Raw genomic sequence first — 26,848 nt, 5'->3', positions numbered from 1 at the left:
CTGTAATGTCAGCGCTTGCTCAATGATTGCCGCAATCAGTTCATCCCATTGGCTAAACTCAATGGCTAACGCCGCGCACGCTTGCTGTAACCGCGCCATGTGCAGAGCTAACAACTGTGCTTGTCCTGCGGCCATTTTGATAGTGGTGAAATGCCCGTCACCAAAATTAAAACCGCGGTCGGCAATCGCGACAGCTTGACTCGGCGCTCCATTAATAATCATGATTCAATGTATTCCATTATGGCTTAAGCACTGATTGTATGTTCACTCTGGCTTGGCATTCAAATTTTTCTTTAAAATAATCTGAATAATAAATCATCGGCTGACGTAAAAACTGTTTAAGTAACCGTTTACGCGCTAATTTATACACCCACAACGGCACATGTTGATACTCGCTGCGGATGGCGTTTTCATAGTGTGCATAAATAGCGCTATTCTGGCCTAATATAGTTAAATCAATATCTAGAAATAACGCCTGATCATGGATATTCGTCAGTACATCATTGTGAGTGCGGTTGAAGAAAGAGTCAGACACACTATTAATCATGCCTGTTGGCTTACTTGGGTGCTGAGTAAGTAAGATTAGCTCATACACCTTTTGCACCAAGGTCGTTGATACCGAAAAGTTAGTCAGCGCCGTTACGCCATACTGGGCACTCTTCACTTCATTGTCACTGCGCCTGACATCATAAATAATGTCATGAAACCAAATGGCCAACGCCACAGCTAATGGATCATCCAGTTGGTCTTCTATGCGGTCAAACCAAATAAAACAGCCTTCAATATGGTTAATATCATGGTAATGACGATGCAGCTCTTGGTAATGCGATAACAAGCGTGCCCAAGCTTGCTGTATCTGCGCAATAGTAAGGTGACTAAAATTGTCTTGTAATAATGTTTGCCAGCGTAACGCTAATCGCTCGCTGACAGCACAACGATCCCTATTGGTCATTCACAGTCTCCCTTATCCTTGGAATTTTAATGCGCTATTACGGTATTTTTAGTTTCTATAACAAGGTGGAAACTGCTGGGGAATATCAGAGCAGATACCTGTTACCCCCCAATTATACAGTTGGTTGGCTCTTGCCAAATTGTTCACGGTCCACACATTCACGCTATATCCCGCATCGGTCATGGATCTAACTTGCGATTCGGTCAAACCTTGCTCCTTAGGATGCACAAATTCAGCGCCGACATATTGCATAGAAGTAAGCCAGTCATTGGGCAATGGCGAACCAAACAAACACGCCAAACTTATTTCCGGTGCGCGACGTTTTACTTCGGCTAACAACAAATGATTAAAACTGGAGATCAATAATTGTTGACCGCCTTGCCAGTGATGGTTGATATCGCGAATAATGCCATCAATTAACCGATCCGTAGCAACTTTATCTGGGCCCGACTTAATTTCTAAATTCAGGTTCATACCCGTTTCATTGGTGAATAAGATCAACTCCACCAGCGTGGGAATACGCTCACCAACAAAATCTAATCCGAACCACGCCCCTGCATCAATATTATCTAGGTCGGTAACGATTTTATCGCGTAATAAACCGTTATGATCGCTGCAGCGGTCGAGCGTGGCATCATGACAAATGACCACCGTACCATCACCAAGCATATCGGCGTCAACTTCAATCCAAGGCACATTGTGATGTTCGGCTAATTGAAATGCCGCTAAGGTATTTTCTGGGGCAATAGAAGACGCACCACGATGCCCCATCACCATCTTTCCGGCATTTTCACTGGCTGATGGATTGTACTGAAATGTATTCTCTGCTATTTCAGAAGTTGTATTTGTCATAGAGAGTAGCCTATTTAACTCGACGAGTGATCACACAGGTTGCCGTACAGTGGGCATAAAGCTTACCCTCCGCATCACGAATATCACCTTCAGAGATAACCACCGTTCTAGATACGTTTAATACCTTACCCTTAGCATATAACAGCGTATCTTTTGGGATCGGGCGCACCATTTTTACATTCAAATCTACCGTGCCATAATTCTCACCAGCAGCCAATGTCGTATGTGTCGCGCAGCCAGTCACTGAATCGAGTACCGTTGCTGCAAAGCCACCGTGTACACCACCCATCGGATTTAAATGACGATCATCGGCCTGTACACTAAAGTGAATATACCCTTCGCTGACATCAACACAATGCATTGGCATGGTGTCGCAAATAGATGGATGGGGGTAAAGCCCTTCTGTCATCGCTTGTAAAATCTGTAATCCACTCATTTTTGCGGGGTTTAATTGCTGGCTCATGTTCTTTCCTTGATTCAATTTAGCGTTGTAATACAACAATACTCTCACAAAATTACCGCAATCTGGTAACCATTGCTGATAATGTTACACCCGAATCTTATCAATTAACAATGACGCAACAATAAATCGTGTAGAACACCAAATATCACTTCCAACAATGCCTTATATACGGTACTTTTATTACAGAAAGATTAACAACAAACATAATTAAAGCGGTGGAGACGGGATGTACTCAATAGAAAAATCTCATAAGTTAGATAACGTGTGTTACGACATACGTGGGCCAGTATTAAAAGAAGCGAATCGCTTAGAAGAAGAAGGTCACCGAGTAATAAAATTAAACATCGGGAATCCCGCCCCATTTGGTTTTGAAGCCCCAGAAGAAATCGTAAAAGACGTTATTCATAACCTGCCGTTAAGCCAAGGTTATTGTGACTCAAAAGGGTTATATTCTGCGCGCAAAGCTGTGATGCAACATTACCAACAGAAAGGTCTGTTGGATGTATCAATTGACGACATTTATTTGGGTAACGGTGTATCAGAATTAATCATGATGTCGATGCAGGCATTACTGAATAACGGTGATGAGATCTTAGTACCGTCACCGGATTATCCATTGTGGACCGCCGCAATTACCCTTTCGGGTGGTAAAGCAACGCACTACATTTGTGATGAAGAATCTGATTGGTATCCGGATCTGGATGATATTAAAGCCAAGATAACCCCGAATACCAAAGGCATTGTTCTAATCAATCCGAACAACCCAACGGGTGCAGTATACAGCAAAGAATTCTTGCTTGAAGTCATTGAAGTTGCGCGTCAGAACAGACTGATTATTTTTGCTGATGAAATCTATGACAAGATCTTATATGACGGTGTTGAGCATGTGCCTATGTGTACACTGGCGCAAGATATCCTGATTGTGACTTTCAATGGTTTGTCTAAAGCTTACCGTATTGCTGGTTTCCGTTCTGGTTGGTTAGTATTAAGCGGTGCAACCCACCTTGCTAAAGACTACATTGCCGGATTGGAAATGCTGGCCTCGATGCGTCTGTGCTCTAACGTACCGATGCAACATGCGATACAAACGGCGTTAGGTGGCTATCAAAGTATTAATGAATTGATTCTACCGGGCGGCCGTTTACTGGAACAGCGTGATTTAGCCTGGAAGATGTTAAATGAAATTCCGGGTATCTCGTGTGTGAAACCAAAAGGCGCGATGTATCTTTTCCCGAAGATTGATACAGAGATGTACAACATCAAAGACGATCAGAAATTTGCCTTAGACTTGTTACAACAAGAAAAGTTATTGATTGTACAAGGCACTGGTTTTAACTGGGGTCGCCCCGATCACTTCCGCGTAGTATTCTTACCACGTGTTGAAGAGCTGACTGTTGCGATTAACAAACTAGCGAATTTCTTGAAGAGTTATCGCCAAGATTAGTTTGCGGTTATAATACAGAAGTAGATATCAGAAAGGCGTCGTTATGACGCCTTTTTGTCTTTCCTCCTAAATTGAACTCACAATTTGCTATATAAAAAAGAGCTTCTGGCTTGTTCAACATAAGATATCGACTGCGCGTACCTATTCTTATATGTAAGCTGCTTTCGACTAATTCATTGATATAACGGCTAGCGCCATCAAAGTGATATTTAAACACTCGCCACCTCCTAACTCATGCTACAGTAATGAAACCGATGACTTACGTGCACCTAGCCTGTATTGTCATGAGGTGCCTTTCTTATTTGGAGAACGTTATGAGCCATTTTTTTGCCCACCTCGCCCGCATGAAACTCATTTACCGCTGGCCGTTGATGCGTAACGTTACGCACGAGAATATAGCCGAGCACAGCTTACAAGTGGCGATGGTTGCCCATGCCCTTGCCTTAATTGGCAATACTTATTACGGCAAAAGCTATGATCCAGACAAAGCGGCGTCAATGGCCTTGTTCCACGATACTACCGAAGTGCTAACTGGCGACTTACCTACCCCAGTGAAATATTATAATAAAGCCATCATTCGAGAATATAACAAGATTGAGTTAGCCGCAGAGCAGACGTTATTAGACATGCTGCCAGTGGAATTACGTGATGCTTACAAACCGTTATTATCAACGCCCGATCTAGACCCAACGTATAAACAGTTAGTCAAAGACGCTGATATTCTGTGTGCACACATGAAATGTATTGAAGAAGAAAGCTGCGGTAATCATGAATTTTCAAAAGCAAAATTACGCTGTAAAACCGCCCTTGATGATCGCATGACTGATGAAATTCGATATTTCCTTGATGTATTCTTACCCAGTATAGGTCAGCCGTTTGATGATATGGATTAATACGCCATTAACGTGAAGTGAAGAAATCAAGTTTATAATAAAAGGCCTGATCCCAGATATATACTGAAATCAGGCCTTTATTTATATGCTGATGTTAGTCTATGACGCGCGAACGTCAGTCTTAAGCAACAAAGGTTGCAGCAATAAATGAAACAATACACCAGAGACAAATAACGTAATCACGATACTGGCACCACTGGGGAAATCATAATGTGCTGACAATACGATTCCCGACATAATACCCATTACGCCAATGCCCATGCTCGCGATAAAAAACCGTATACCTTTTAAAGCGGATGCACATAACGCAGGGATCACCAATAACGCAAATTCAAGGTAGATACCCGTCAATTTCACCGTTATTGGCATCAATATAGCGAAGATAACGTAAAATCCACGCCCCTGCATAAATGCCGGTTTCATAGTCACTAAAGCCAACATCGCTGCTGTAATGATTGCTAACGGCCAAACATCATCCCACGTAGCCCATAACAACTGACCATTTAATATCCCTTGAATAAAGTCAGCCCCGTGCGGGTCTTTACTTGCCAGTAAAATCGCCAATGAAGCAGAAACTACAAACAGACTACCGATCATAGGTTCAAGATGTTGCTGATAATGTTTTTCCATCAAGGCAATTAAACCACATAACATCAGCGACAATACCCAAGGGCCGATCATTTGCCCTAACCAAGTCTCGGGTAATATGTCAAAACTGCTTAGCCAATACTGACTAAATGCAGCGCCTAATGCAGCAACTTGCGCTACCGCCAAATCAATAAAAATGATCTTACGCGCGAGCACTTGTTGCCCTAATATCACATTGCCCACCAGCGCAATCAGACCACATAATACAGCGGGTGCTAGCCAAAGATAATCCGTTAACATGGCTTAGCTCTTCACTGGTTCTGCAAGTACACTGAGCAAGTCATCCAGAATCTCGTCATACAGTTCGTCAAGGCGCTGCTCTTTCGATACCGTTAGCGGTAATTGGATCACAGGCTTGTGCGTTTGCTGATGCAACCAATTAGCCGCACGTTTATTCTGATGAGAAGAATAAATAATCGCATCAAACGACGCTGGGTCTAACTTGGTCAACGATTGCAAATGCGCGGTGGTCGGTGAAACACCAGGTTTAGGCTCAAGGTCTGCGACTTGCGTCATCTGCAACCACGCAAAGAGATAACGATAAGTCGCGTGATAGCTCACCACTTGCTTACCTCGTAGCGGAGCTGCGCGTTGACGCCATTCCACCAGCTTTTGCTGCCAATGTTGACGAAACGCCGCCCCATTATGGCGATATGCCTGTGCATTATCTGGATCTATGGTTTCCAAACGCTTAGTTATGGTGCGAGAAAGTCGGATCATATTGTCAGCAGCAAATTGCACATGTGGATTACCGTGAGCATGAATGTCACCCATGCTACGATCGACATGGTCGTGCTTATCCAACATGCTGACAATTTCAGAGGCATATAACATACTGTGCTTATTGTTTTGCACTGCAGGATTGGCACTTCGCGCTTGCAACATGGGCAGCCAACCAATTTCCAAATCAGCGCCTGAGCACATTGCCATATCCGCTTGGCGCATCTTGGCAATTAAAGACGGTCTTGCTTGCACGTAATGCGGATCTTGCATTGCAGTCGTTGCCGAATAGATAGTCGCCTCTGGCGCATGGGCAGCTAACAAAGCCTGCCATTCTGGTTCACACACGAAGATGTTTAACGCCATCGCCGGAGAAGTCAAAATAGCAGCACTCGCTGCGAGCACCAGTTTATGGATCTTAAAACGCATGAGCACCGTGCGCCCCAAACGTCATTACATATTGCAGCGTGAATACGTTATCAGTGGCTTTGTCTTGGTTTTCAACACGTGTATATTGCGCACGTACAGTGCCAAAGTGAGAAGAATCCCAAGCCACCATAGCTTCGATCTCGCTATCACTCAAAGAGGTTAAGTGTACGTGGGTTCCATGAGCATGACCGTCGTAACTTTCAGCATCACTGTAGCGCATACCCGCAGACCAGCTTGGTGTGAAGCGATATACTCCTGATACGTAATAAGCCGCTAGCGTATCCGGGGCATCTTTCTCCCCTTTGAATTTGCTATCCAAAATGTCATCTAACAGCATGTACTCTGCAGATAAGGTGAAATTGCTGTATTTATAATTGCCATTAGGCGCCCATTTCCAGATAAAGTCAGCGCCGTATAAATTCGCGCCAGTCACAGCGGAAGCGTGGCTGTGGTCATGACCGTGTTCATCATGACTGTGCTCTTCAAAACTCGTCACTTTACCATTTTCATTACGTAAGTAACTTAAACCAAACTGCCAACTCGATGATTCAGAGAAGTCATCACCAATCTTTAATGTCGTGGTATATACACCGACGGCGGTGCTATCATCCACAGCAGACATCTTGCTACCACTTAACGCTTCAACGCCTAGTTTTACATACATGTCAGTAGGCAATACGAGGTTGGCACGTAAACCATCATCGTAATAATGAGAGCCTAAGAAAGTACGATAAGCAACAGGTCGCTCAACGAAGCTGTCTGAATGCATATGCTGATTGTTCATGTAACCGAAGTCAGACAGGAAACGACCACCGCGGATATTAAAGCCATATGGCATCGTTAATGTTTGAATGAATGCTTCTTCTAGTAGCAATTCCGTTTCATCACCATGCGTTTCTAACACTGTCGTTAATACACCGTGGAACTTGTCGTCAATATTCGCGGACATGCTAATTTCGGTGTGGCCGAGGCCAAATCCTTCGCTACGCTCTGAGTTATTACGCTCACCATTTTGATAATAGCCATCAAGCACCACACCGATTTGTGGGTTTGACAATGTATTAGCGAAAGCTGGTGATGCCAAAATGCTACTGATTGCGAGGGAAACCAATTTCTTCTTCACTGTTTATCTTCCTTAATTGTTATAATATAACATTTCACATATTGTTATGTTATAACATAACTATACAAAGACAAGCGATAAATATAACTGTATGAAATTTAAACAGTATAAAAATAACGATAAATATTATTAAAATAATGGCGTAAGTGTGAGCGGTATTTACAGGGAGAATAGTAACGTAATTTGGTGTGATTTAACTTTTTATGATCGGGAGTGTTATTTATTCAGTGGGTGCATTTTCTATATTTACGCCTGTATCACCCTTGGTAGCGGATACCATATAAGGGGCTAATACTGTCAGCCAATTATTCGCGATCGTGTCATACTCACTGATACAAAAATCTCCACGTTCAACGGAAAAGCCGGTGTCTTCTAACAAGTACGCATAATTCACATCATCACTACCAAAGACAATCGTTAACGGCTGCGGAAAGATAAACTCTGTATTCATCAAATTAATCGCATCTTGGATACTGCTATCTGACTGCAACTTTTTGGCGATAGATTGTAACTGCGTATCATGGGTCTGCTGATAACGCACAATGACGTTATCGGCAGCAAAACTCACGCTAGAGAAAAGGACAGTAGCGGCAAATAACACCCCACGTTGATAATATTTCATACCTTTCCACTCTATCGTTTATGGCTACTATTGATGCTTAATACGATGCCCAATATTTGCGAGCAATAACATTAGGCTGATTAATTACTAATAATAGGCGTCCAGTTAAATTCAGCATTGTAGCTATTACAATCAAACAGATTGGCTTCGGCATTCGCTACATAGACTTGTTTCTTAGCTGAGCTTGGATAAGCAAGATAGGATGAGCACGTGGCACTTTGCCCTGTACCAATCACCACTTTCGCGCCTGCTTTTAAACTACACAACGTCATTTTATCTAATGGTGACCATTGGTAACATATTTGATAGTCGCGACGATATTGGGCTATTTGTCCACGCGGGCTTTTTAGTGCCCACCAATCCCCAAACTCACTGCCAGGGTTGGTATCATTCCAAGCTCGAAACAGCATTATTTGGGTGTTCTGTTTAGCGACATAGACTTGACCCTGACAGAGTTTGCCTTCATTGGCTTCACCGATAGATTGCGCCAATAGTTCGGGGTCTGATACCGCGGTAAATTTACGACTAAACTCGACAGGTAGCTCCATATCACCTGCACATTCAGCTGCCGATGTTGGCGTTGATAGTAATACCGGAACTTCTGCATCCGCGGGATCAATGACTGGTGGTAGCGGATCTTTCTTTTCTAATAAAACACAGCCAGAACAACTTAAAATAAGCATGCCCGTTATTGTATTTTTCAACATAAACTCTCCTTAGTCTAATGCCGTATTATGGGTCGACATACTAACCTGTCAAAATAATTAAAACAGGAAGTGTGAACCTTGCCCATCTTGGAGTAAATTAGCTAGCGATACAACACCTTGTTGAAAACGCTGCTCGTCATCAATAGCCATTAACGATAAACGGATATGGTTACTTTTATCACTCTGTTGCGAGAAATAACCACCACTGCTCACCAATAACTGCTGATTTTTAGCTTCCATCACAAAATGCTCTTGTCGCCAATTTTTCGGTAACTTAACCCAAATATGATAACTTGTCGGTTGACTCGAACACGCTAAGAAGCCAAGCAACTCTGCTACAAACGCTTGTCGCTGTGCAGCCAATTGTTTTTGTTTATTCGCCATAGAAAACGCCGCCCCCGAATTAATCAATTGGGTTGCCACCGCAAAATTAAGCGGTGAAGCTAGCCAGATAGAGGTACGAATACATGCCCCGACCTTACGGATCTCACTTTTTGGCGCTTTAATAAATGCACAGCGTAACGCCGGACTAATCGCTTTCGACAGACTGGTAATATGAAAGCTTTTTTCCGGTATATAGTTACTGATAGCAGGAATGACGCTTGGATTTAAAAAGCCATAAATATCATCTTCTAATAGCCAGATGTTACCCGCTGCAATCACCTTAGCAATGCTTTCTCTACGCCCTTGCGGCATAGTTACACCCGTTGGATTTTGATGTGACGGCACAATGACAACCACTTTTGGCTTATCGCTAAGCATAGTATCTTTCAGTGCAGTCGGGCACATGCCTTCGCTATCCATCGCTACTTCAACAACACGGCGACCGAGTAAATTAGCGATAGAAAGAATACCAGGATACGTAAAGGCTTCGACAGCAATGCAATCGCCCGGTTTGGTATAGGTCTGGATCAATATTGCCAGTGCATTCTGCGCGCCACTGGCAAGTAGTATATCGTCAGGATCCAATACCGATAAACCAAATTCCGCCGCCCACTTCATCCCCGCTTGTCGGTGGGATAAATGCCCAGAGTGTTCGATATAACCCAATAACTCACTCGGCAATGTCGCATAGGTTTGTTGAAAGGCGGCCTGCAACGGTAAGATATTGTGTTTTAAGCAAGGCTGTAAAATTGAAAAGTTATAATCGGCGTTATCGTCTGGCGCTTGGATCACGGTTTCCAATTCAGCACCACCACAGACAAACGTGCCGCGACCAACAAAGGATTCAACTTTGTTTTTCTCTGCTAATAATTTATAGGCTTTGGACACCGTTGTAGGGGTAGTTTCAAGCTCATCAGCGAGCACCCGATGTGGCGGTAATTTGGTATTAGCTGGATACACACCGGTATTAATTCTAGCTTCAATGGTTTCGGCGATCTGTCGAAACTTAATATCACTCATTCACTTGCCTCTAATGAACACTGCAAAAACATAATCTTAATTGCCCTTAGTTTACCTTGCTGGAATAAAACATACAGAGCTAGATCCATTACATCTGTCTATTTGTACAATTATATTTGTTAATTAATTGTACAAATATAATTGACATACCTCATGGTAATGCAATACCGTATAAATTGACATATGTCATCACAATTCGCCATCCCTGATCCAGTTAAGATCAAATAAAGATCAAATAAAGATCATCAAAATGGCCAAATTACTTACCCCGAGGAAATAATAACGATGGACATTTTTGGATCGGATATTACGTTATGGATACTGCTAGCATTAATGACAGCGGCTTTCGCGGCAGGCTTTATTGATAGCATTGCAGGCGGTGGCGGCCTAATATTGGTGCCGTCGTTCATCTTGGCGGGACTGCCACCACAAGTCGCACTAGGGCAAGAGAAGATAGTAAGTACGCTTGGTACCATTGCGGCGATCCGTAACTTCGTTAAAAATAAAAAGGTGATCTGGACAGCTGCCGCATCAGGGATCCCCGCAGGATTAGTTGGCGCTTACTTGGGCGCAGAAGCGATCCTCTACTTTGATCCTGATACTGTCGGTAAAATAATCCTCGCGATGCTACCCATAGGTATTGTCATCTCCTTTATACCCAAGCAGGATAATCATCACAGTGAACAGACTATTAATACCAAGGTTATCTATTTTGGCGTACCATTAGCGGTATTCTCGATTGGTTTTTACGATGGTTTTTTTGGACCTGGTACGGGCAGTTTCTTGATATTAGTGCTGCACTACTTATTAAAATTTGATTTAGTCTCGGCATCTGCAACATCAAAGTTATTTAACTTCTCGTCGAATATTGGTGCACTGATTGCGTTTATGCTGGCAGGAAAATTACTGTATATGTTAGCGATCCCGTTAGTTTTCATGAATCTGATGGGCAATCATTTAGGCAGTGCGTCAGCAATGAAGTTTGGTCCCGCTTTTGTACGTAAAACATTATCAGTATCGCTGATGTTATTGATGGCCTCATTAGGCTATAAGTTTCTTCTGCTATAGCATTTTCTACTATAATAAAGCTGTGCGCTAAAACTATTCTCATACCATTGAGCTGTAAAGGTGGTTAACATGTTAAGGCATTACTATATCGTCGATTCGGTTGATGAACTGGAAATTATCGAACATGAATTGCAATCCTATGGCATAGATAAAAGCCAGATCCATACCTTAAGCAATAATGATCAATCCCTAGGTAAGCACCATTTATATGAAGTGGATAACTCACTTAAGAAAGGTTTAATTAAGCCCGGTGATATCGGTAGTGTCATTGGCATTGTGTTCGCCATCAGTATCTTGTTACTGACTTATATTCAAGGCTGGTATAATGGCCCTCTGGGCGGCATGCCGATTATCATGTTCGCTTTAATGGTACTGGTTTTTTGTACTTGGGAAGGTGATCATATTGGTATTCAACTGCCCAACATTAATAGCAAAGCATTCAAACAATACCTCGAAAATGGCAAAACCATATTATTTATTGATGTCGAGCAACAGCAAGAATTAACCATTAATAAAATCATGGTATCTCACCCGAAGCTGAAGCCAGAAGGAATCACCACCACAACACCGGAATGGTTCGTGCTACAACAAAAAAAATTACGCCGTTTACTGAAGTAATAGCAAGAGATTGTTATACTTTCAGTCCACAGCACTATAACGGTCTCATCATTAATGCCAGACACAGCAGTATTCTTTAGCCAACGCTTAACCTTTACTTCGCATGCCGACTTTCCGAGCAACGCTGCTAGTGATAGTCGTACTGGGGCCATTGATGCGTATTTATTTAACAGCAATACCATAGAGAGCGAACAGATCACCGCACTGGCTAAGCAGTATTTACACCCCCATGAACAAGTTATATTCGCTAAGCGTAAGCAACTGCAAGCCAAACAAGAGTATCTCGCTAGCCGCTTTATCATTAAGACCTATGCGAGCGAGCATTTAGGCTATGATTTTGACGCATTGTGTGTGCTGTTTGATGACAAAGATACCTGTTTGAATGTCTACCATCATGACGAGATTATCTCCCTACGTTGCTGTATTTCCCACTCGCATGGTCAAGTGCTCATTGCGCTGGTGTCCACAAAAAATATGTCGACGACAAACCAAGCAACAATACCAGCCATTAAACTGGGGGTTGATTTAGAATGGATCTCGACCAAACGCTCTCTCGCCAAAGTCGCTAAGCATTACTACCATGCACAAGAGTTACAAGCCTGTCTGGCTCAAATTGAAGATGACGTTGAAGATAGCACAAACGCTGAGGAGATCGCCAAAGCAGTCCATGCTATGGCCTGGTATCGTATTTGGACATTAAAAGAAGCGTTAGCAAAAGCGATTAAGCAACCGATAGCAAAACTGTTACGTGATAATGTGTTTGAGTCTTGCCAGCCATTAAATGTGTATTCAGGTTGTTATGAAGTGGCTAATAAAGAGCACGGTAAAGCGTTTGATTTAAGCATTATCAGCGATATTGAACTCACTGATAATGCCAATATTCATATCAATATACTAACGGCAAGCTTAGATCAGGATTTTCGTAAGGTTAAATAAATAAAATACAAACTAGCTGCAAACCACAGACCGCCCCACATAAAGGTCGCACCACCCATTTCATTGGCTAACATACGGGCATCAGATAATGAGCCACTATGCACGATGGTATCTTGCCAAATATCTAACGGCACATAAATCATGCTGGCACTGGCAAACGCTAACAGCACGGTTTGCTTAATCGCCGCACTGGCATACTTTAATAACACCATGATCAGCGCAGCAATAACGCCCGCAAAACCAATAGTATATAAGGTGCCACCAAAGAGTATCGCAACCAACAACATGGTAATAGCTAATAACGCTAAGCTAATATCGGTGGTCTTGCGGCGACTACTGGCGGCATAAAATAACAGCCCAAACAGTAATGACCCCAAATAACCCGCACTCAGAATAATAAACCGTGAGCCACCCACAGAGCGAACATGACCACTTTGATAAGCCGAGACCACAAACTCCACAACCTTACCGCCAGTTAACCAAGTCGCCAGTGCATGGCTAAGCTCATGTAAGAACACCACTAGAATTTTAAGTGGTGCAATTAACGCACTTTGCCACATAAAAGCCAGCACTGTGAACACAAGTATAAATAAAATTCGTCTATCTCTTGCGATCATCTTTAATTACTCGGGTAACAAATACCGCTGCCACCTAAGCCGCAATAACCTTGGGGGTTTTTCGCCAAATATTGCTGATGATCGGCTTCGGCATAATAAAAGGGGCCAGCCAGATCAACCTCAGTGGTGATCATCTCAGTACTACCAGCATCAGTCAGCGCTTGTTGATAATAGGCTGCAGAAGCTTTGGCTTCAGACAATTGTTGCTGCGAAGTGCAATACAGTGCTGAACGGTATTGTGTACCCTGATCATTACCTTGGCGCATGCCTTGGGTCGGCTGATGATTTTCCCAAAACAAGATCAATAATTCTGCATAACTAATCACTTCTGGATCGAAAACCACTAACACAGCTTCCGTGTGCCCTGTTTGACCTGTGCATACTTGCTGATAACTTGGATTGACAGTATAACCACCTTGGTAACCGACCGCTGTAGTCACAACACCGGGTACCGACCAAAATAATCGCTCCGCGCCCCAAAAACAGCCCATTGCGAAATAGCATACGTGATATTGGGCAACAAAAGGCGGCACCATATTGGTTCCAGATACATAATGTAACGCATCAACAGGTATTGCCGTTGGGTTATCCGGCAGTGCATCCGATTTGCTGACCATGGTTAGCTTATTTTTTGCAAAAAACATAGTGAACTCCAGCGTTAATTAGTCAAAATTAATCGATCACTTAAACATGTTATCGCCAACTTGATCGATGAATAACTTGCATTTTTGTAAGGTGATCTGTTCAGCTTGCGGCTTGCTCATGCAAACATCAGAACGAATAAATTGGTGTTTTAAATTCTCAGCGTCTACATCGCCGACAACCGGCTTTTCAATTAAACCCGCTACGCGGTATTGACCGGCTTCTTCCTGTGGCATTACAAAGATAAGATAGCCATTATAATGCACCGGTTCAACGCTTGGAGTGTTGTCCACAGGTTTAATATCTGAGTCAGAAAAAAATCGTTTTAATAATCCGAACATGAAATCACAGCCAGTATAATTGTTTGATAGTTAATCAGAGTATAATCAGCAAGCTAGACCAGAGCAATAGTATTTACTAAGAATGAAACTAATTTACATCCTCATTTCATTCGAATCACACTAAGTGTCTGGTCATTAAAACGACAAAGGCTTGTTACCGAAACAGTAACAAGCCTTTATTAGCATAATTTATGCGTTTAACAATCGCTATATTATAAGATACGTTTGAGTAACATATCCAAGCGCGTGGTTTTAATACGGCGCATAAACTTCTGTACTGGAGCAGGATAGTCCGTCATGCTTTCTAAATCAGAAAGGTGTTCAATACGACGGGTATTTTTCAACACATGCTCTTGCTCAGCTTGCAGGGACTCTTTTAATAACTGTTTAGTATCATGGATCAAAATACCATTCTCTAAATCTAAACCCCATGCACGTGGATTTAAGTTATTACCTGTTAATAGGTGATACTTAAAATCACAACATATACCTTTAAGGTGGAAGCTATTACCTTCATCTTTCCATAATCTCACATTAAGCAGACCTTGGTCGATGAAAGGCTGGCAGCTTTTCACAAACTTATACAGATAGCTTTCATAGATATACGGCAACGCAGATATCACTTTAAACGGTTCTGACGGTGGAATGTAGAAGTCGTTCGCAGTTTTATCACCGATGACCAACGTCACTTTCACATTACGTTTTAATAGGCGCTTAATATCTTTGGCGATGGATAGCGGCAAATTAAAATACGGAGTGAAGATCGTAATTTCACTTTCGACCGAACGTAATAAGTTGGTGATAGTTTGATTTAATTTATTACCGTGACGACCAAAACCTGAAATAGGTGTGATACCTACTTCGTTACTTTCTGGTAGCGTGTTGATGTAATGATATTGGGCACTGCGTAGCGTTTGTTTAAACTGACGTATATCTTGTTTTATCGCTTTACTTGACGGGATCATATCATCATCAAGTCGTGTTACCGCGCTTTGACTAACAAAGTAATCTTCTAAATAAGCGACCATGCTATCTGCTAAAGCAGAGTTATAAAGTACATGATAACGATCACAACGGTATTTATCCCCTAGATGTAGATAGATATCATTAATACTCGCACCACTATAAAGCACGGTATCATCAAAGATAAAGCCTTTCAGGTGTAATACACCCAATACTTCTTTACCTTTCACTGGCACTCCAAGGATAGTCACCTTATCGCCCAGATTTTTGCGCATCTCTTTGTAGAGGTCGGCATTACCGCCATGTTCTTTTTGGCCAATGAGACCACGTTGTGCTCGATGAAAATCAACGAACACTTTAATTACTAATCCTGGGTTATTCACTCGGGCTTGGTAAAGCGCGTTAAGGATCTCTTTACCCGCATCATCATCTTGGAGATATAAAGTCGAAATATAAATGCGTTTCGAAGATGAAGCAATTAAGTCTAATATTTTTGTTTTAAAATCATGCGCAGAAAGTAAAACATCAATATGCTCTGCCGACATCGGCAGTTGCTTTAAGTTGGTAATCGTAGATTGATAAAACTCTAATGATTTCATATGTCGTTTCAAGCTGATTTATAAAAATTAATAGATAATTATCACTGATTACAATCCTGATTGCTATTTATCTCTGCAATTATTCGAACTCGGTGCGAAAAATTTACATTTCTTAACAGAAGTTATACTGATAATGTTAAATTCGTCATCAATAGCTAATTCCTATCAATTATTATTCAATAAACAATTTCATTTTATTTCAGAAAAACATATTATGTAAGCATTAAGAGTGAAGTCACTCACTAGCCACTAATACTTGTAACGAAAGTACACATAGCGTGCTAAACCAATTTTATTTTCCCGGAGTATTTAATATTATGTTTACAGTTATCTTTGGTCGTCCTGGTTGCCCTTACTGTGTACGTGCAAAACAAATTGCAGAAACATTAAAAGCTGATAATGAAGATTTCGATTACAACTACATCGATATGCTTGCAGAAGGTATCAGCAAAGCAGACCTAGAAAAATCAGCCGGTGTACCAGTAAATACTGTTCCACAAATTTTCATCGATCAAAAACACCTTGGTGGTTGTTCTGAATTTGAACAGTACGCTAAAGAAAACTTGGGTCTATATGCATAAGGCTTAACTATGTCTTTATTAAATAAAATTCGTTGTATATTTACCCTAGGGCAAGGCGTATTAATCGACTTGCCCGATCTCGATCCCAGTGTTGACCCATTTGAACAGTTCCAAAACTGGTTCAAAGCGGCGCAAGACTGCGGCATCATATTGCCTGAATCCATGACAGTGTCTACTGTGGATGCTAATGGTGATCCTTCTTGCCGTGTTGTACTACTCAAAGAATTGACCAAAGAAGGCTTTGTTTTCTTTACCAATTACGACAGTAGAAAAGGCCAAGAGCTCGCTCATAACCCACATGTCGCGTTAACATTCCATTGGAATATTTTACAGCGTCAAGTGCGAATTCAAGGTGTGGTCGAAAAGATCTCAGCTGAAGATTCTAATGCTTACTTCCAGTCTCGCGGACGTGGTAGCCGAATCGGCGCATGGGCATCACCACAAAGTACAGTGATCAGTTCACGCAAAGTCCTTGAACAACAAGTTAAACAGTTCACCGATAAATTTGCCGATAAAGAAGTACCATTACCTGAATTTTGGGGCGGCTATGTAGTGAAGCCAAGTAGTATTGAATTTTGGCAAGGTAAAGCCGATCGCTTACATGATCGCTTTAGTTATGTGAAAGATGGGGATGATTGGCGTGTTGATCGCCTAGCGCCATAGCCGAATATTATTTCTAGCAGCGCATATACACCACTATATTAAGCAGGTAACAGCGTTTACCTGCTTTATTTACTTTGCCATTCTATTGTTATTTTATTACCGATAGCTAAGCTATACGCCCTACAACCAATTCAATTTCTCGAACATATCACCAACCCGATTTAATTCAGCATCTAGACTCACAGCATGATCATCGGCTTCACCTATCCAGCCTAAATTAGCTAAAAACTGATTAATAAAGCCTTTGTTATCAAACAAACCGTGTAAATAACAGCCATAAACATTACCTTTCTGCCAACCTAAATCCGCTTCGATAAAGCCTTTACAGCCTGTTGATTGGCTAGCATCACTGATCGTAGTTTTACCATGATGAATTTCATAACCGGATAATTTAAAGCCTTGCCAGTTAATATTACGTTGCACTGTGGTTTTGGTTTGCGCATGTTCAGTGATAATAGGCAGTAGCCCTAAACCTTGTTCATCACCAGCTTCAATATAGTGCGGATCAAGGATCTGTTCACCCAACAGCTGCATACCGCCACAAATACCGAAGATTGGTTGACCACGTTGCGCCGCTTTATAGATCTCGTTGGCTAATCCTGATTCACGTAAATGTAATAAGCTCGCTGCAGTATTTTTGCTGCCAGGTAATATTATGGCGTCAAAATCAGTTAATGATTGACCATCACGTAGTGGCACAACACTGACATTATCTTGATGGATCAGATTATCAAATTCATCCATGTTGGCGGCATACGGGTAGGCGATTAAGGCTATATTAATATGGTCACTTTTATAGGCCGCACGATGATGTAAGGTATCCTCTTCCGGTAACTGATGCGGAAAGTAATGGATATTGGCCACCGTTGGTACGCCTGTTTTGGCTTCTAACCAGTCCATTGCATTACCTAGCAATAGCGGGTCACCGCGGAATTTATTTAATACAAAGCCTTTAATCAGTTTCTGCTCAGCTTCGGCAAGACACATAAAAGTGCCAAGTAAATGCGCAAATGCCCCGCCTTTATCAATATCAGCAACCAAATAAACATCGGCATTACAGGCCAATGCAACACTCATATTGACGATATCACTGGCGCGTAAGTTAACTTCTGCCGGGCTGCCCGCGCCTTCAATGATAATTTGTTGGTAGTCTTGTTGCAGATCAACAAGGGCTTTCTCAACATGATTAAAGAGGTATTCTTTACGCTCCATCCAAGGGATATTACTCAATTCAGGGGCTGGTTTACCGTTTAAAATGAGCTGGCTTTGGGTATCAGCACTAGGTTTAAGTAAGACTGGATTCATACGTACGTCAGGGATAACTTTAGCAGCAATGGCTTGTAAGTATTGGGCGCGGCCAATCTCTTTACCTTGAGCGGTAACGGCAGCGTTATTACTCATATTTTGCGCTTTAAAGGGAGCGACACTCACTCCTCGGTTGGCAAACATACGGCACAAACCAGCAACCACGAAACTTTTACCCGCGTCGCTCGTGCAGCCCATTATCATGATTGGCTTTGTCATTTCATATCGTTCTGATTACAAGTGAATATCAGCAGTGTAACGGGAAGCCTAGTCGGGGTAAACAGGCAGGTAAGATTATTGGAAAGACAAGTCAGATAATTTTAAATAAGCCCAACGTTTGCCTTTTTTATAGACTTCAATTTTCGCTAGTTGATAATCCAATTTCGGTACAAACCAGAAATAAGAAATACGATTTTTCTTGGTTACTTGCTTAAGCTTCACGGCTTGCATTTCGCCAAAGATCGTATTAATGGTTTCTTCTTGTAATAACTCGAACTCAATGGCTTCGACCTTCTCTTCAAATACCCATTGGTAATTGAATGCTTGTTTGCCAAGCTTAAGGTCATTTTGCAACAGAATAGTCATTGCGCCAACATCCATCACATGGGATTGTAATTTCACTTGCACTTGATTGTCATCGTAATCCATGACGATATTGCCTTCATCATCAAAAATACCCGATGATACCGAGCTAAAACCAACCACGGTAGTTTCATGTTTGTAACGTTGCGCGGTTAATAAACCATTGTGTAATTTAAACCAGGAGTTATTTTCATAACTGCCCGACCCTAACAATACCGAAGCAGTACTTGTTAATTTATAATCATAATTATTTAAACGGCGTAATAAACGTTCACTATTACCGAATTTTACGTCTTTGTAATAGACCGAATACTTAGCTTGAAAAGGATATAATTCAGCCTGTACGGCAGATGCAGTCATAGCATAGGTCCCTATACTAAATACGATAGTGTAAAACAAGGTGGATAAAACGTTCATCGAGCTGACTCCGTCCAAAAATAGCTCGCATAAGACGATGCGAGCCTTAACCATTTTAGTCTATAAACAGATTGGTGGTTGATAATGCTATTTTTTAGTAATTTGATAATCACGTAATTTATTCGCAATCGCAGTATGTGATACTCCTAAGCGTTTTGCCAATTGACGTGTACTTGGGTAAGACGGATATAAGCGTTGTAATAATAGTTTTTCAAAACGCTTACAGGCTTCATCCAATGAGCCATCAAACAAGGCTTCATCATAGGCTTCACTCTTGGCTTTCGGTAAGTTTAAATCACACAAATTTAGGGTGTCACCTTCTAACAAGGTTAACGCGTGATATAACACATTACGTAATTCGCGCACATTCCCCGGCCACGGATAAGATTGTAATAACTCTAATACATTACGGCTTAACTGTGGCTTAGTACGTTGCAATTCATGGCTAAACACTGTGCAAAAAGAATTGCAAAGCGGAATAATGTCTTCTTTACGTTCACGTAGCGCAGGCACCGTCATCGATAACACATTTAAACGATAATATAAATCTTGGCGGAATTTTCCGTCACTGATAAGCTTAGGTAAATCGTTTTGGGTGGTGCAAAAAATACGCACATCAACACGCACTTCTTGCTCATCACCGACGCGGCGAAAACAACCAGTTTCGAGCAAACGTAAAAACTTGGTTTGCAAGTACGGCGACATATCACCAATCTCATCCAGCAATACCGAACCTTCATTAGCCAGTTCAAAAATACCACGTTTGGTTTCACCATCATCTGTCACGACGCCAAACAATTCAGATTCGGCAACTGCATCAGGAACGGCAGCACAATTGAGTGCTAAAAATTGATTTTGTGAGCGCCCACTGGCTTGATGACAGGCCTTGGCTATAAGTTCTTTACCTGCGCCCGTTTCACCTAAGATCATTAATGGTGCGTCTAACATCGCGAGTTTTTTAGCGGTATGAATGAGCGCATTCATTTTATCGCTTTTAGCGTGAATTTCATCAAATGCGGCAAACTGAAAGGTGCGTAAAAAATTAAATTGTTTACCAATACGATCGACTGATTTTAGAATGATAACCGCACCAACAAGTTCATCAGGCCTCACGGTAGTGGCGGTTTTTGATAACGCGACTTGATTAACATCACTGCTAATGCTCAACGGTAAGATATCCCCCAAAAAGTCTTCATCCAATAACGTCAGCTTTTGTGTTTGCGCGCAAACTTCATCTGATTCTAGCCACTTAGTAATGGAAAAACCTTTCACAAAATGACTAATGCAATGCCCTTTCACTTGTGACTCTGAAAGTCCCAGCGCGGTCAATGCAGGGGTATTAACCAAAGACACTAAGCCCTTCACATCGACCGAGAATACGATGTCGGGTAAATTAGTCATCAAGGTTTGAATTTCTTGGTGTTCGAGCTCAGAAGGTAAATAACCGACTGTTTTCACATCGCATACACCGCTAATACGGCGGAGGCTTGCCATCAATGCCTGTAAATCAGAAAATTCTAGGTTCGGTGATTTAATAAATACCCGGTCAGGTTGCTGGATCTCGATAGCAGATAAATTAATATCACGCGCTAAAAAACAGTCAAGGATCTCTCGACTAATACCAACTCTATCTTCACAAACTAATTCCAAACGCATCACTGTAACCACCATAAAGTACTATGTGCTTATAATAGCATGTAAACTTGAGCCCTAGCGCCAATAAAAATGTATCCATTAATATTAATATAATCCGCATACTCGATTTAAATGAATAACTTAATAATGCTGCTAAATAAGGCACAACACAGTTAAAAACTAACTGATACGATTCGATTTTTTACATCATATTGCAATAAATTTAACTATTATGGTGTAAAAGACACGGATTAACTTGGTTGAACATTACCTTAATGATAAATTAGCAAGGTGAGTAATCGTGATAAAACAATATGCATATTCGAAATTTGATTAAATATATACTGCCACTAACCGTTGTCTTGCTATTAACGGCATGTGATGAGCAACCCCAAATAAAACAAAACGGCTTGTCTTATTGCACTGAAGGTAGTCCTAACTCCTTCAATCCTCAGATGGCTACATCTAATGTGACACTCGATGCGACGACCAGCCAGCTCTACGATCGCTTGCTATTTATCGATCCAAATACCCAGCAATTCAAAGCTGGATTGGCGATTGATTGGGAAGTTTCTGAAGACCGCCTTTCTTATCGCTTCTTCTTGCGTGAGAACGTGCGTTTTCATCAAACCGATTACTTTACGCCAACACGTACCTTTAATGCTGATGATGTGTTGTTTAGTTTCGGACGAATTTTAAATAAAAACCATCCTTATCATGCGGTCTCGAACATTGGTTATCCGTTTTTCGAAGGCATCGAGCTAGACCAACAGATTAAATCGTTAGTAAAAATTGATGATTACACCATTGAGTTTAAACTTGTGTTACCTGACTCTTCATTTATTGCTAATTTAGCCAGTGATTTCAGCGTCATATTATCTGCTGAATATGGTGATGCATTAATCGCGATAAACCAGCAAAGTGATATGGATAATCTACCGATTGGGACTGGGCCATTTAAATTCAAAGAATACCGCGCGAATAATTTTATTCGCTATCAAAGACACGATGATTATTGGGGCGACAATGCCAAAATTGAACAATTAATTTTTGATATCACTCCTAACGCATCATCACGCTTAGCAAAATTATTAACCCAAGAATGCGATATCATGGCCTATCCTGCCGCCAGCCAAGTCGCGATGATCAGTGCACATGACCGCGTTAAGATTTCGGTAGAAACGGGACTAAACGTGGCTTATTGGGCTTTCAATACTAAAAAGGCTCCGTTTAACAATCCTAAAATACGCCGTGCATTAGCCCATACCATTAATCAAGATACCTTGTTACAAGCGGTTTATTACAATACTGGTGTTAACGCTAAATCTATTTTGCCCCCCGTCTCTTGGGCCTATAATCCTTATCTTAAAAGCTACAAATATAACCTTGCCTACGCACGTCAGTTATTGACCGAAGCTGGTTATCCCAACGGTTTTAGTATGGATATTATGGCGTTAAAATCATCGCAAGTTTACAACCCTGATGCAGTCAAAATGGCAGAGCTTATCCAAGCTGAGCTAGCACAAATTGGTATCGAAGTAAGAATTATAAAATATGAGTGGCAACTCATGGAAAAGAAACTACAACAAGCAGATTATGATAGCTTCTTGCTCGGTTGGGCTGCAGATAATAACGATCCAGATAACTTCTTTCGTTTTCAACTCAGTTGTAACGCGATTAATACTGGCTCTAATTATACCCGCTGGTGTAATTCCGAGTTTGACGATTTAATCAATCAAGCAGTGACTGAAACGGAATATATTGACCGAGTCACCCTCTACTACCGGGCTCAAGAAATTATTCAGCAAGAATTACCACTTATTCCACTGGCACACTCGTTACGCTTACATGCTTATACTAGTGGCTTAACAGGCGTTGAAACAACTGCTTTCGGTGGTATCAATTTCATTAATACAGCACGGCAATAACTCATGTTTTTTTATATAATCAGACGTATTAATCTACTGGTCATTACTATTACGGCTCTCACCGTGATTGGTTTTTTTCTACGTAGCCGAGTAACTGGTGATTTAGCTTTGGATGGCAGTTTACTCAGTAATTATTTAGATTATCTGATGGCGATAGCGCAAGGTGATTTAGGGATTACTAGTGGCACAGGTCAACCAGTGATGGATGAGATATTAGTCGTATTTCCCGCCACCTTAGAACTCTGTTTCAGTGCCTTTATTCTGTCGATAGTGATTGGAGTACCCATAGGTACGATTGCAGGTATGCAACGAGGTAGCTCACTGGACAGTACCATCATGGGTATCTCGCTGTTTATCTTTTCGATACCAGTGTTTTGGTTAGCGTCATTAGTGATGATGTACTTTGCGCTGAATTGGAACTGGCTGCCTGTAACCGGTCGATTGAACTTACTTTATGAAATTGATTCCGTGACTGGTTTTATGCTTATTGATACCCTTATTTCTGATAGTCCACATAACCAAGACGCATTTTATGATGCGCTTAAACACTTGGTGCTACCTACGATTGTATTAGCGACCGTACCCACCACCGAAGTTATTCGCCAAATGCGTAATCACGTCAGTGATGTAATGAAGCAAAAATACATTAAAGCCGCGGCAAGTAAAGGCTTAAGCAAAACTGAAATTATCATGCGCCATGTGCTGCGTAACGCTATTCCCAACATGATCCCACATCTGGGTTTGCAATTTGGTACAGTATTAACAACAGCAATGGTCACCGAAGCAGTATTCTCATGGCCAGGCATTGGTCGTTGGTTAATCAACAGTATTTATCAACAAGATCATGCGGCGATCCAAGGGGGTATGTTAACGGTGGCTATTTTCGTGGTGACTGCCAATGTATTAACTGAAATACTCACGGTCGTCATTCATCCAATTCGCAGGAAAGAACTTTATGCCCAACATTAATATCTTTGCGGATGAACATATTCTTTCTCCTGCCGAGCAAACCTGGAAGCATTATTCATCACAACAAATCGCCATGGCTGCATTATGGGCGCTTGGCTTCTTGTTTTTCTTATTAGTATTTGGACCTTTGCTTGCGCCTCATGAACCTGATTTAAGACAAGCTCACTTACTATTGCAACCACCATCATGGGATGATCAAGGTACTGTCGATTACTTTTTTGGTACCGATGATTTGGGCAGAGATGTACTTTCGCGTTTATTATATGGTTTGCGCCTTACCTTTGGTAACGCCGTGCTCGTCAGTGTTATCGCCCTCATTATCGGCACGACAATTGGTATTTCTGCTGCCGTTAGCCGTGGTTTGCTGTCGAGTACCTTGCACCATATTATGGATACGGCATTATCAATCCCATCACTGTTATTAGCGATTATTATTATCTCTATCCTTGGCCCAGGTCTAGACCATAGTTTACTGGCGATCCTATTAGCGTCCATCCCACAATTTATTCGCGGTGTATACTTATCGGTTTACCAAGAGCTGCAAAAAGAATACATTATTGCGCTAAAACTCGATGGAGCTAATAATTACCGGATTATCCGTTATGGTGTGTTTCCGAACATTATTGAAACACTCGTTAACTTACTTACACGCGCGATCTCGTCAGCTATAATTGATATTAGTGCGTTAGGATTTTTAGGCTTAGGTGCACAGCGTCCTCTTTCTGAATGGGGCACTATGTTGTCCGGTGCAACCGACTTGGTATTTATTGCTCCTTGGACTGTTGTTCTACCTGGCTTAGCCATTTTAGTGACTATTTTTATTATTAATATCGTTGGCGAAAGTTTAAGACAATCAGTGATTGCGGGAGTTGATTAATGGCGTTACTCGATATTAGAAATCTAACCATTGAAATCGAAACGCCACAGGGTGTACTGAAAGCAGTGGATAGGTTTAACATAACTCTCAGTGACGGTGAAGTTCGTGGCCTAGTGGGTGAGTCTGGTTCAGGTAAAAGCTTGGTTGCAAAAGCGATTATGGGCATTGCCAAAGATAACTGGCGGATCCGCGCAGACCGTTTACGATTAGGTGATATCGATTTACTTAACTTAACCCCTGTGCAACGTCGCCGAGTGATGGGTAAAGAAATTGGCATGATCTTTCAGGATGCTGCCGCACATTTGGATCCATCAGAAAAAGCTGGCGATCAACTTGCCGAAGCTATCCCGTGCGATCAATTTACTGGCCATTTTTGGCAGCGCTTTAATTGGCGTAAAAAACAGGCCATTGCCCTATTACACAAAGTCGGTGTAAAAGATCACAAGAAGGTCATGAACAGCTATCCATTTGAGCTATCTGAAGGCCTTTGTCAAAAAGTAATGATAGCGATGGCGATTGCCAAAAAACCACGGCTATTAATTGCTGATGAGCCGACAACAGCAATGGAACCGAAAACACAGAATCAAATTTTACGCTTACTCGATAAACTGAATAAACTATCGCATACCACCATCCTCTTAATCAGCCACGATTTAGAAACAGTGAGCTTGTTAGCGGATAATATGACCGTGATGTATTGCGGCCAGATGGTTGAGAGTGGTACGCGAGACCAAGTTTTTAATCATACCCATCACCCTTACACCGACGCATTATTACGTGCTAATCCAGATTTTAATCAAGTGCCGCATAAAGCACAGTTGAATACGTTAGCCGGACAAGTTCCGCTACTACACCATCTACCGATTGGTTGCCGACTGGGACCTCGCTGTCCTAATGCGCAAAAAAATTGTGTGGTCACGCCACCGATGCAAAAGATAAAAGGCCATATGTTTAGTTGTCATTTCCCATTAAATGTAGATGAGTTAAAAGGTAAGAAATGTCAGAAGAAATAACCGACATCACGACGGATAAACGTGTGCAACCTTTACTGCGCGTAGAAAACCTAGGTAAAACTTATATCAATCCAACTAGTTTTTTTAAACGTCAGGAAGTGGTCGCGGTAAATGATATTTCATTTAATTTACAACGTTCTGAAACACTCGCCATTATTGGTGAGACAGGCTCAGGTAAATCGACGCTAGCACGCTTACTGGCTGGTGTAATAACACCAACCAAAGGCAGCATTTATGTTAATGGTTGTAAACTTGATGACAGTAATACCGATTTACGTTGTCGTTCAATCAGAATGGTATTTCAAGATCCTGAAACATCACTCAACCCACGAACCAGTGTTGGCCAAATTCTCGATGCACCACTGCAATTAAACACTGATATGACGGTAGCTCAACGTACCAAGAAAATTATCGATACGTTACGCTTAGTTGGCTTACTGCCGGAGTATGCAACTTTTTATCCACCGATGCTTTCAAGTGGACAAAAGCAACGTATTGCGTTGGCGAGGGCGCTGATTTTAGATCCAAAAATTATCATTGCAGATGATACATTATCAACATTGGATATCTCATTGCGCTCACAGATGATTAACTTAATGTTGGAACTACAAAAAACCATCGGTATTTCGTATATCATCGTGACCCACAATATGGGCTTGGTGAAGCATATCAGCGATAAAATGATCGTGATGCATCAAGGAGAGTGTATTGAGCAGGGCCGTACTGAACAGCTATTCTCGAATCCTACGGCGGCATTGTGCGGACAGATACTGTCTAATCAATATAATATGAAAAAAAGCAGCTGTTGATTGTTCTTTTATTAATGCTATTTAACTA

28 protein-coding genes and 1 pseudogene are annotated in these 26,848 nt (G+C 41.6%); 12 read left to right on the top strand and 17 right to left on the bottom strand.

The features are described from left to right. The 4 genes and pseudogenes from QNK26_RS01010 to QNK26_RS00995 all read right to left on the bottom strand — a co-directional run. Window positions 1–222, bottom strand: a pseudogene (locus QNK26_RS01010) (aminodeoxychorismate lyase); the annotation flags it as partial. A gap of 16 nt (window positions 223–238) precedes the next feature. After that, a complete protein-coding gene (locus QNK26_RS01005) occupies window positions 239–952 on the bottom strand; it encodes a hypothetical protein (RefSeq protein ID WP_319220400.1) in 714 nt (237 codons plus the stop codon). A 48-nt stretch (window positions 953–1,000) separates the two neighbouring features. Next, window positions 1,001–1,804: a glycerophosphoryl diester phosphodiesterase gene (locus QNK26_RS01000; protein WP_319220399.1), complete on the bottom strand. Its 804-nt coding sequence runs from the start codon at window positions 1,802–1,804 to the stop codon at window positions 1,001–1,003. Between the two features lie 10 nt (window positions 1,805–1,814). Continuing rightward, the gene (locus QNK26_RS00995; protein WP_319220398.1) at window positions 1,815–2,267 is read right to left on the bottom strand and encodes a PaaI family thioesterase; all 453 of its coding nucleotides are present in this window, start codon (window positions 2,265–2,267) and stop codon (window positions 1,815–1,817) included. Between the two features lie 226 nt (window positions 2,268–2,493). Here QNK26_RS00995 and QNK26_RS00990 point away from each other — a divergent pair, with 226 nt between their 5' ends. After that, a complete protein-coding gene (locus tag QNK26_RS00990; protein WP_319220397.1) occupies window positions 2,494–3,711 on the top strand; it encodes a pyridoxal phosphate-dependent aminotransferase in 1,218 nt (405 codons plus the stop codon). A 314-nt stretch (window positions 3,712–4,025) separates the two neighbouring features. Continuing rightward, window positions 4,026–4,604 (top strand): 5'-deoxynucleotidase, encoded by a 579-nt coding sequence (gene yfbR / locus QNK26_RS00985; protein WP_319220396.1) that lies wholly within the window; start codon window positions 4,026–4,028, stop codon window positions 4,602–4,604. Between the two features lie 99 nt (window positions 4,605–4,703). On the opposite strand, the gene QNK26_RS00980 is transcribed toward yfbR, so the two are convergent. The 6 genes from QNK26_RS00980 to QNK26_RS00955 all read right to left on the bottom strand — a co-directional run bounded on the left by QNK26_RS00980 (window position 4,704) and on the right by QNK26_RS00955 (window position 10,257). Further along, entirely contained in the window at window positions 4,704–5,492 is a 789-nt protein-coding gene (locus QNK26_RS00980; RefSeq protein WP_319220395.1) for a metal ABC transporter permease, read from the bottom strand. Between the two features lie 3 nt (window positions 5,493–5,495). After that, complete coding sequence (locus QNK26_RS00975) at window positions 5,496–6,401, bottom strand: metal ABC transporter solute-binding protein, Zn/Mn family (protein WP_319220394.1); 906 nt, start codon at window positions 6,399–6,401, stop codon at window positions 5,496–5,498. Next, a complete protein-coding gene (locus QNK26_RS00970; protein WP_319220393.1) occupies window positions 6,391–7,524 on the bottom strand; it encodes a hypothetical protein in 1,134 nt (377 codons plus the stop codon). The genes QNK26_RS00975 and QNK26_RS00970 overlap by 11 nt, the downstream gene beginning before the upstream one ends. A 220-nt stretch (window positions 7,525–7,744) precedes the next feature. Further along, complete coding sequence (locus QNK26_RS00965; protein ID WP_319220392.1) at window positions 7,745–8,146, bottom strand: hypothetical protein; 402 nt, start codon at window positions 8,144–8,146, stop codon at window positions 7,745–7,747. 80 nt (window positions 8,147–8,226) lie between these two features. Beyond that, window positions 8,227–8,853: a hypothetical protein gene (locus tag QNK26_RS00960; protein ID WP_319220391.1), complete on the bottom strand. Its 627-nt coding sequence runs from the start codon at window positions 8,851–8,853 to the stop codon at window positions 8,227–8,229. A gap of 57 nt (window positions 8,854–8,910) precedes the next feature. Next, a complete protein-coding gene (locus QNK26_RS00955) occupies window positions 8,911–10,257 on the bottom strand; it encodes a PLP-dependent aminotransferase family protein (RefSeq protein ID WP_319220390.1) in 1,347 nt (448 codons plus the stop codon). A gap of 285 nt (window positions 10,258–10,542) precedes the next feature. Here QNK26_RS00955 and QNK26_RS00950 point away from each other — a divergent pair, with 285 nt between their 5' ends. The 3 genes from QNK26_RS00950 to QNK26_RS00940 all read left to right on the top strand — a co-directional run bounded on the left by QNK26_RS00950 (window position 10,543) and on the right by QNK26_RS00940 (window position 12,879). After that, a complete protein-coding gene (locus tag QNK26_RS00950; protein WP_319220389.1) occupies window positions 10,543–11,325 on the top strand; it encodes a sulfite exporter TauE/SafE family protein in 783 nt (260 codons plus the stop codon). A 69-nt stretch (window positions 11,326–11,394) separates the two neighbouring features. Beyond that, complete coding sequence (locus QNK26_RS00945; RefSeq protein ID WP_319220388.1) at window positions 11,395–11,943, top strand: hypothetical protein; 549 nt, start codon at window positions 11,395–11,397, stop codon at window positions 11,941–11,943. A gap of 54 nt (window positions 11,944–11,997) precedes the next feature. Beyond that, a complete protein-coding gene (locus QNK26_RS00940) occupies window positions 11,998–12,879 on the top strand; it encodes a 4'-phosphopantetheinyl transferase family protein (RefSeq protein ID WP_319220387.1) in 882 nt (293 codons plus the stop codon). On the opposite strand, the gene QNK26_RS00935 is transcribed toward QNK26_RS00940, so the two are convergent. The 4 genes from QNK26_RS00935 to pssA all read right to left on the bottom strand — a co-directional run bounded on the left by QNK26_RS00935 (window position 12,855) and on the right by pssA (window position 16,041). Then, window positions 12,855–13,496, bottom strand: coding sequence for a M50 family metallopeptidase (locus tag QNK26_RS00935; RefSeq protein ID WP_319220386.1), 642 nt, complete (start codon window positions 13,494–13,496; stop codon window positions 12,855–12,857). The genes QNK26_RS00940 and QNK26_RS00935 overlap by 25 nt on opposite strands. A 2-nt stretch (window positions 13,497–13,498) precedes the next feature. Continuing rightward, on the bottom strand, window positions 13,499–14,140 hold the full coding sequence (gene msrA, locus QNK26_RS00930) for a peptide-methionine (S)-S-oxide reductase MsrA (protein WP_319220385.1): 642 nt from the start codon (window positions 14,138–14,140) through the stop codon (window positions 13,499–13,501). Window positions 14,141–14,176: 36 nt separating this feature from the next. Further along, complete coding sequence (locus tag QNK26_RS00925) at window positions 14,177–14,479, bottom strand: HlyU family transcriptional regulator (RefSeq protein ID WP_319220384.1); 303 nt, start codon at window positions 14,477–14,479, stop codon at window positions 14,177–14,179. A gap of 212 nt (window positions 14,480–14,691) precedes the next feature. Continuing rightward, window positions 14,692–16,041: a CDP-diacylglycerol--serine O-phosphatidyltransferase gene (pssA, locus tag QNK26_RS00920; protein ID WP_319220383.1), complete on the bottom strand. Its 1,350-nt coding sequence runs from the start codon at window positions 16,039–16,041 to the stop codon at window positions 14,692–14,694. Between the two features lie 317 nt (window positions 16,042–16,358). Between pssA and QNK26_RS00915 the strand changes: the two genes are divergently transcribed. Then, entirely contained in the window at window positions 16,359–16,622 is a 264-nt protein-coding gene (locus QNK26_RS00915) for a GrxA family glutaredoxin (protein ID WP_319220382.1), read from the top strand. Between the two features lie 9 nt (window positions 16,623–16,631). Further along, window positions 16,632–17,285 (top strand): pyridoxamine 5'-phosphate oxidase, encoded by a 654-nt coding sequence (gene pdxH / locus QNK26_RS00910; protein WP_319220381.1) that lies wholly within the window; start codon window positions 16,632–16,634, stop codon window positions 17,283–17,285. 120 nt (window positions 17,286–17,405) lie between these two features. On the opposite strand, the gene QNK26_RS00905 is transcribed toward pdxH, so the two are convergent. The 3 genes from QNK26_RS00905 to tyrR form a co-directional block, all read right to left on the bottom strand. Next, complete coding sequence (locus QNK26_RS00905; RefSeq protein WP_319220380.1) at window positions 17,406–18,809, bottom strand: cobyric acid synthase; 1,404 nt, start codon at window positions 18,807–18,809, stop codon at window positions 17,406–17,408. Window positions 18,810–18,884: 75 nt separating this feature from the next. Further along, window positions 18,885–19,532, bottom strand: a complete 648-nt coding sequence (locus tag QNK26_RS00900; RefSeq protein WP_319220379.1) for a DUF3108 domain-containing protein — start codon at window positions 19,530–19,532, stop codon at window positions 18,885–18,887. A 144-nt stretch (window positions 19,533–19,676) separates the two neighbouring features. Next, window positions 19,677–21,245: a transcriptional regulator TyrR gene (gene tyrR, locus QNK26_RS00895; RefSeq protein ID WP_319220378.1), complete on the bottom strand. Its 1,569-nt coding sequence runs from the start codon at window positions 21,243–21,245 to the stop codon at window positions 19,677–19,679. Between the two features lie 293 nt (window positions 21,246–21,538). Here tyrR and sapA point away from each other — a divergent pair, with 293 nt between their 5' ends. From sapA to QNK26_RS00870, 5 genes are read left to right on the top strand one after another with little or no spacing between them, the layout of a single operon-like run. Next, window positions 21,539–23,152: an ABC transporter substrate-binding protein SapA gene (gene sapA / locus QNK26_RS00890; RefSeq protein WP_319220377.1), complete on the top strand. Its 1,614-nt coding sequence runs from the start codon at window positions 21,539–21,541 to the stop codon at window positions 23,150–23,152. A gap of 3 nt (window positions 23,153–23,155) precedes the next feature. Continuing rightward, window positions 23,156–24,121, top strand: coding sequence for an ABC transporter permease (locus QNK26_RS00885; RefSeq protein WP_319220376.1), 966 nt, complete (start codon window positions 23,156–23,158; stop codon window positions 24,119–24,121). Beyond that, window positions 24,108–24,998 carry an ABC transporter permease subunit gene (locus QNK26_RS00880; protein ID WP_319220375.1) on the top strand — a complete coding sequence of 297 codons (891 nt, stop codon included), beginning with the start codon at window positions 24,108–24,110 and terminating at the stop codon, window positions 24,996–24,998. The genes QNK26_RS00885 and QNK26_RS00880 overlap by 14 nt, the downstream gene beginning before the upstream one ends. Beyond that, entirely contained in the window at window positions 24,998–26,011 is a 1,014-nt protein-coding gene (locus QNK26_RS00875; protein ID WP_319220374.1) for an oligopeptide/dipeptide ABC transporter ATP-binding protein, read from the top strand. Before QNK26_RS00880 ends, QNK26_RS00875 begins: the two co-directional genes overlap by 1 nt. After that, window positions 25,996–26,820, top strand: coding sequence for an ATP-binding cassette domain-containing protein (locus QNK26_RS00870; protein WP_319220373.1), 825 nt, complete (start codon window positions 25,996–25,998; stop codon window positions 26,818–26,820). Before QNK26_RS00875 ends, QNK26_RS00870 begins: the two co-directional genes overlap by 16 nt. Window positions 26,821–26,848: the final 28 nt, after the last annotated feature.

Origin of the sequence: Moritella sp., assembly GCF_033791185.1 — a bacterium.
Lineage (GTDB): Bacteria > Pseudomonadota > Gammaproteobacteria > Enterobacterales > Moritellaceae > Moritella.
The sequence above is the reverse complement of the archived record's forward strand: the minus strand, read 5'-3'. Positions and strand labels throughout refer to the sequence as shown.

Bases quoted from the DNA above. Each gene is read 5' to 3' on its own strand.
- QNK26_RS00990 (WP_319220397.1), top strand. From the start codon at position 2,494: ATGTACTCAATAGAAAAATCTCATAAGTTAGATAACGTGTGTTACGAC.
- QNK26_RS00875 (WP_319220374.1), top strand. From the start codon at position 24,998: ATGGCGTTACTCGATATTAGAAATCTAACCATTGAAATCGAAACGCCA.
- QNK26_RS00980 (WP_319220395.1), bottom strand. From the start codon at position 5,492: ATGTTAACGGATTATCTTTGGCTAGCACCCGCTGTATTATGTGGTCTG.
- sapA (WP_319220377.1), top strand. From the start codon at position 21,539: ATGCATATTCGAAATTTGATTAAATATATACTGCCACTAACCGTTGTC.
- QNK26_RS00960 (WP_319220391.1), bottom strand. From the start codon at position 8,853: ATGTTGAAAAATACAATAACGGGCATGCTTATTTTAAGTTGTTCTGGC.
- QNK26_RS00995 (WP_319220398.1), bottom strand. From the start codon at position 2,267: ATGAGCCAGCAATTAAACCCCGCAAAAATGAGTGGATTACAGATTTTA.
- QNK26_RS00965 (WP_319220392.1), bottom strand. From the start codon at position 8,146: ATGAAATATTATCAACGTGGGGTGTTATTTGCCGCTACTGTCCTTTTC.
- QNK26_RS00975 (WP_319220394.1), bottom strand. From the start codon at position 6,401: ATGCGTTTTAAGATCCATAAACTGGTGCTCGCAGCGAGTGCTGCTATT.
- QNK26_RS00950 (WP_319220389.1), top strand. From the start codon at position 10,543: ATGGACATTTTTGGATCGGATATTACGTTATGGATACTGCTAGCATTA.
- QNK26_RS00885 (WP_319220376.1), top strand. From the start codon at position 23,156: ATGTTTTTTTATATAATCAGACGTATTAATCTACTGGTCATTACTATT.
- QNK26_RS00905 (WP_319220380.1), bottom strand. From the start codon at position 18,809: ATGACAAAGCCAATCATGATAATGGGCTGCACGAGCGACGCGGGTAAA.
- QNK26_RS00915 (WP_319220382.1), top strand. From the start codon at position 16,359: ATGTTTACAGTTATCTTTGGTCGTCCTGGTTGCCCTTACTGTGTACGT.
- pssA (WP_319220383.1), bottom strand. From the start codon at position 16,041: ATGAAATCATTAGAGTTTTATCAATCTACGATTACCAACTTAAAGCAA.
- QNK26_RS00900 (WP_319220379.1), bottom strand. From the start codon at position 19,532: ATGACTGCATCTGCCGTACAGGCTGAATTATATCCTTTTCAAGCTAAG.
- pdxH (WP_319220381.1), top strand. From the start codon at position 16,632: ATGTCTTTATTAAATAAAATTCGTTGTATATTTACCCTAGGGCAAGGC.
- QNK26_RS00880 (WP_319220375.1), top strand. From the start codon at position 24,108: ATGCCCAACATTAATATCTTTGCGGATGAACATATTCTTTCTCCTGCC.
- QNK26_RS00925 (WP_319220384.1), bottom strand. From the start codon at position 14,479: ATGTTCGGATTATTAAAACGATTTTTTTCTGACTCAGATATTAAACCT.
- QNK26_RS00940 (WP_319220387.1), top strand. From the start codon at position 11,998: ATGCCAGACACAGCAGTATTCTTTAGCCAACGCTTAACCTTTACTTCG.
- QNK26_RS00935 (WP_319220386.1), bottom strand. From the start codon at position 13,496: ATGATCGCAAGAGATAGACGAATTTTATTTATACTTGTGTTCACAGTG.
- QNK26_RS00955 (WP_319220390.1), bottom strand. From the start codon at position 10,257: ATGAGTGATATTAAGTTTCGACAGATCGCCGAAACCATTGAAGCTAGA.
- yfbR (WP_319220396.1), top strand. From the start codon at position 4,026: ATGAGCCATTTTTTTGCCCACCTCGCCCGCATGAAACTCATTTACCGC.
- msrA (WP_319220385.1), bottom strand. From the start codon at position 14,140: ATGTTTTTTGCAAAAAATAAGCTAACCATGGTCAGCAAATCGGATGCA.
- tyrR (WP_319220378.1), bottom strand. From the start codon at position 21,245: ATGCGTTTGGAATTAGTTTGTGAAGATAGAGTTGGTATTAGTCGAGAG.
- QNK26_RS00945 (WP_319220388.1), top strand. From the start codon at position 11,395: ATGTTAAGGCATTACTATATCGTCGATTCGGTTGATGAACTGGAAATT.
- QNK26_RS00870 (WP_319220373.1), top strand. From the start codon at position 25,996: ATGTCAGAAGAAATAACCGACATCACGACGGATAAACGTGTGCAACCT.
- QNK26_RS01000 (WP_319220399.1), bottom strand. From the start codon at position 1,804: ATGACAAATACAACTTCTGAAATAGCAGAGAATACATTTCAGTACAAT.
- QNK26_RS01005 (WP_319220400.1), bottom strand. From the start codon at position 952: ATGACCAATAGGGATCGTTGTGCTGTCAGCGAGCGATTAGCGTTACGC.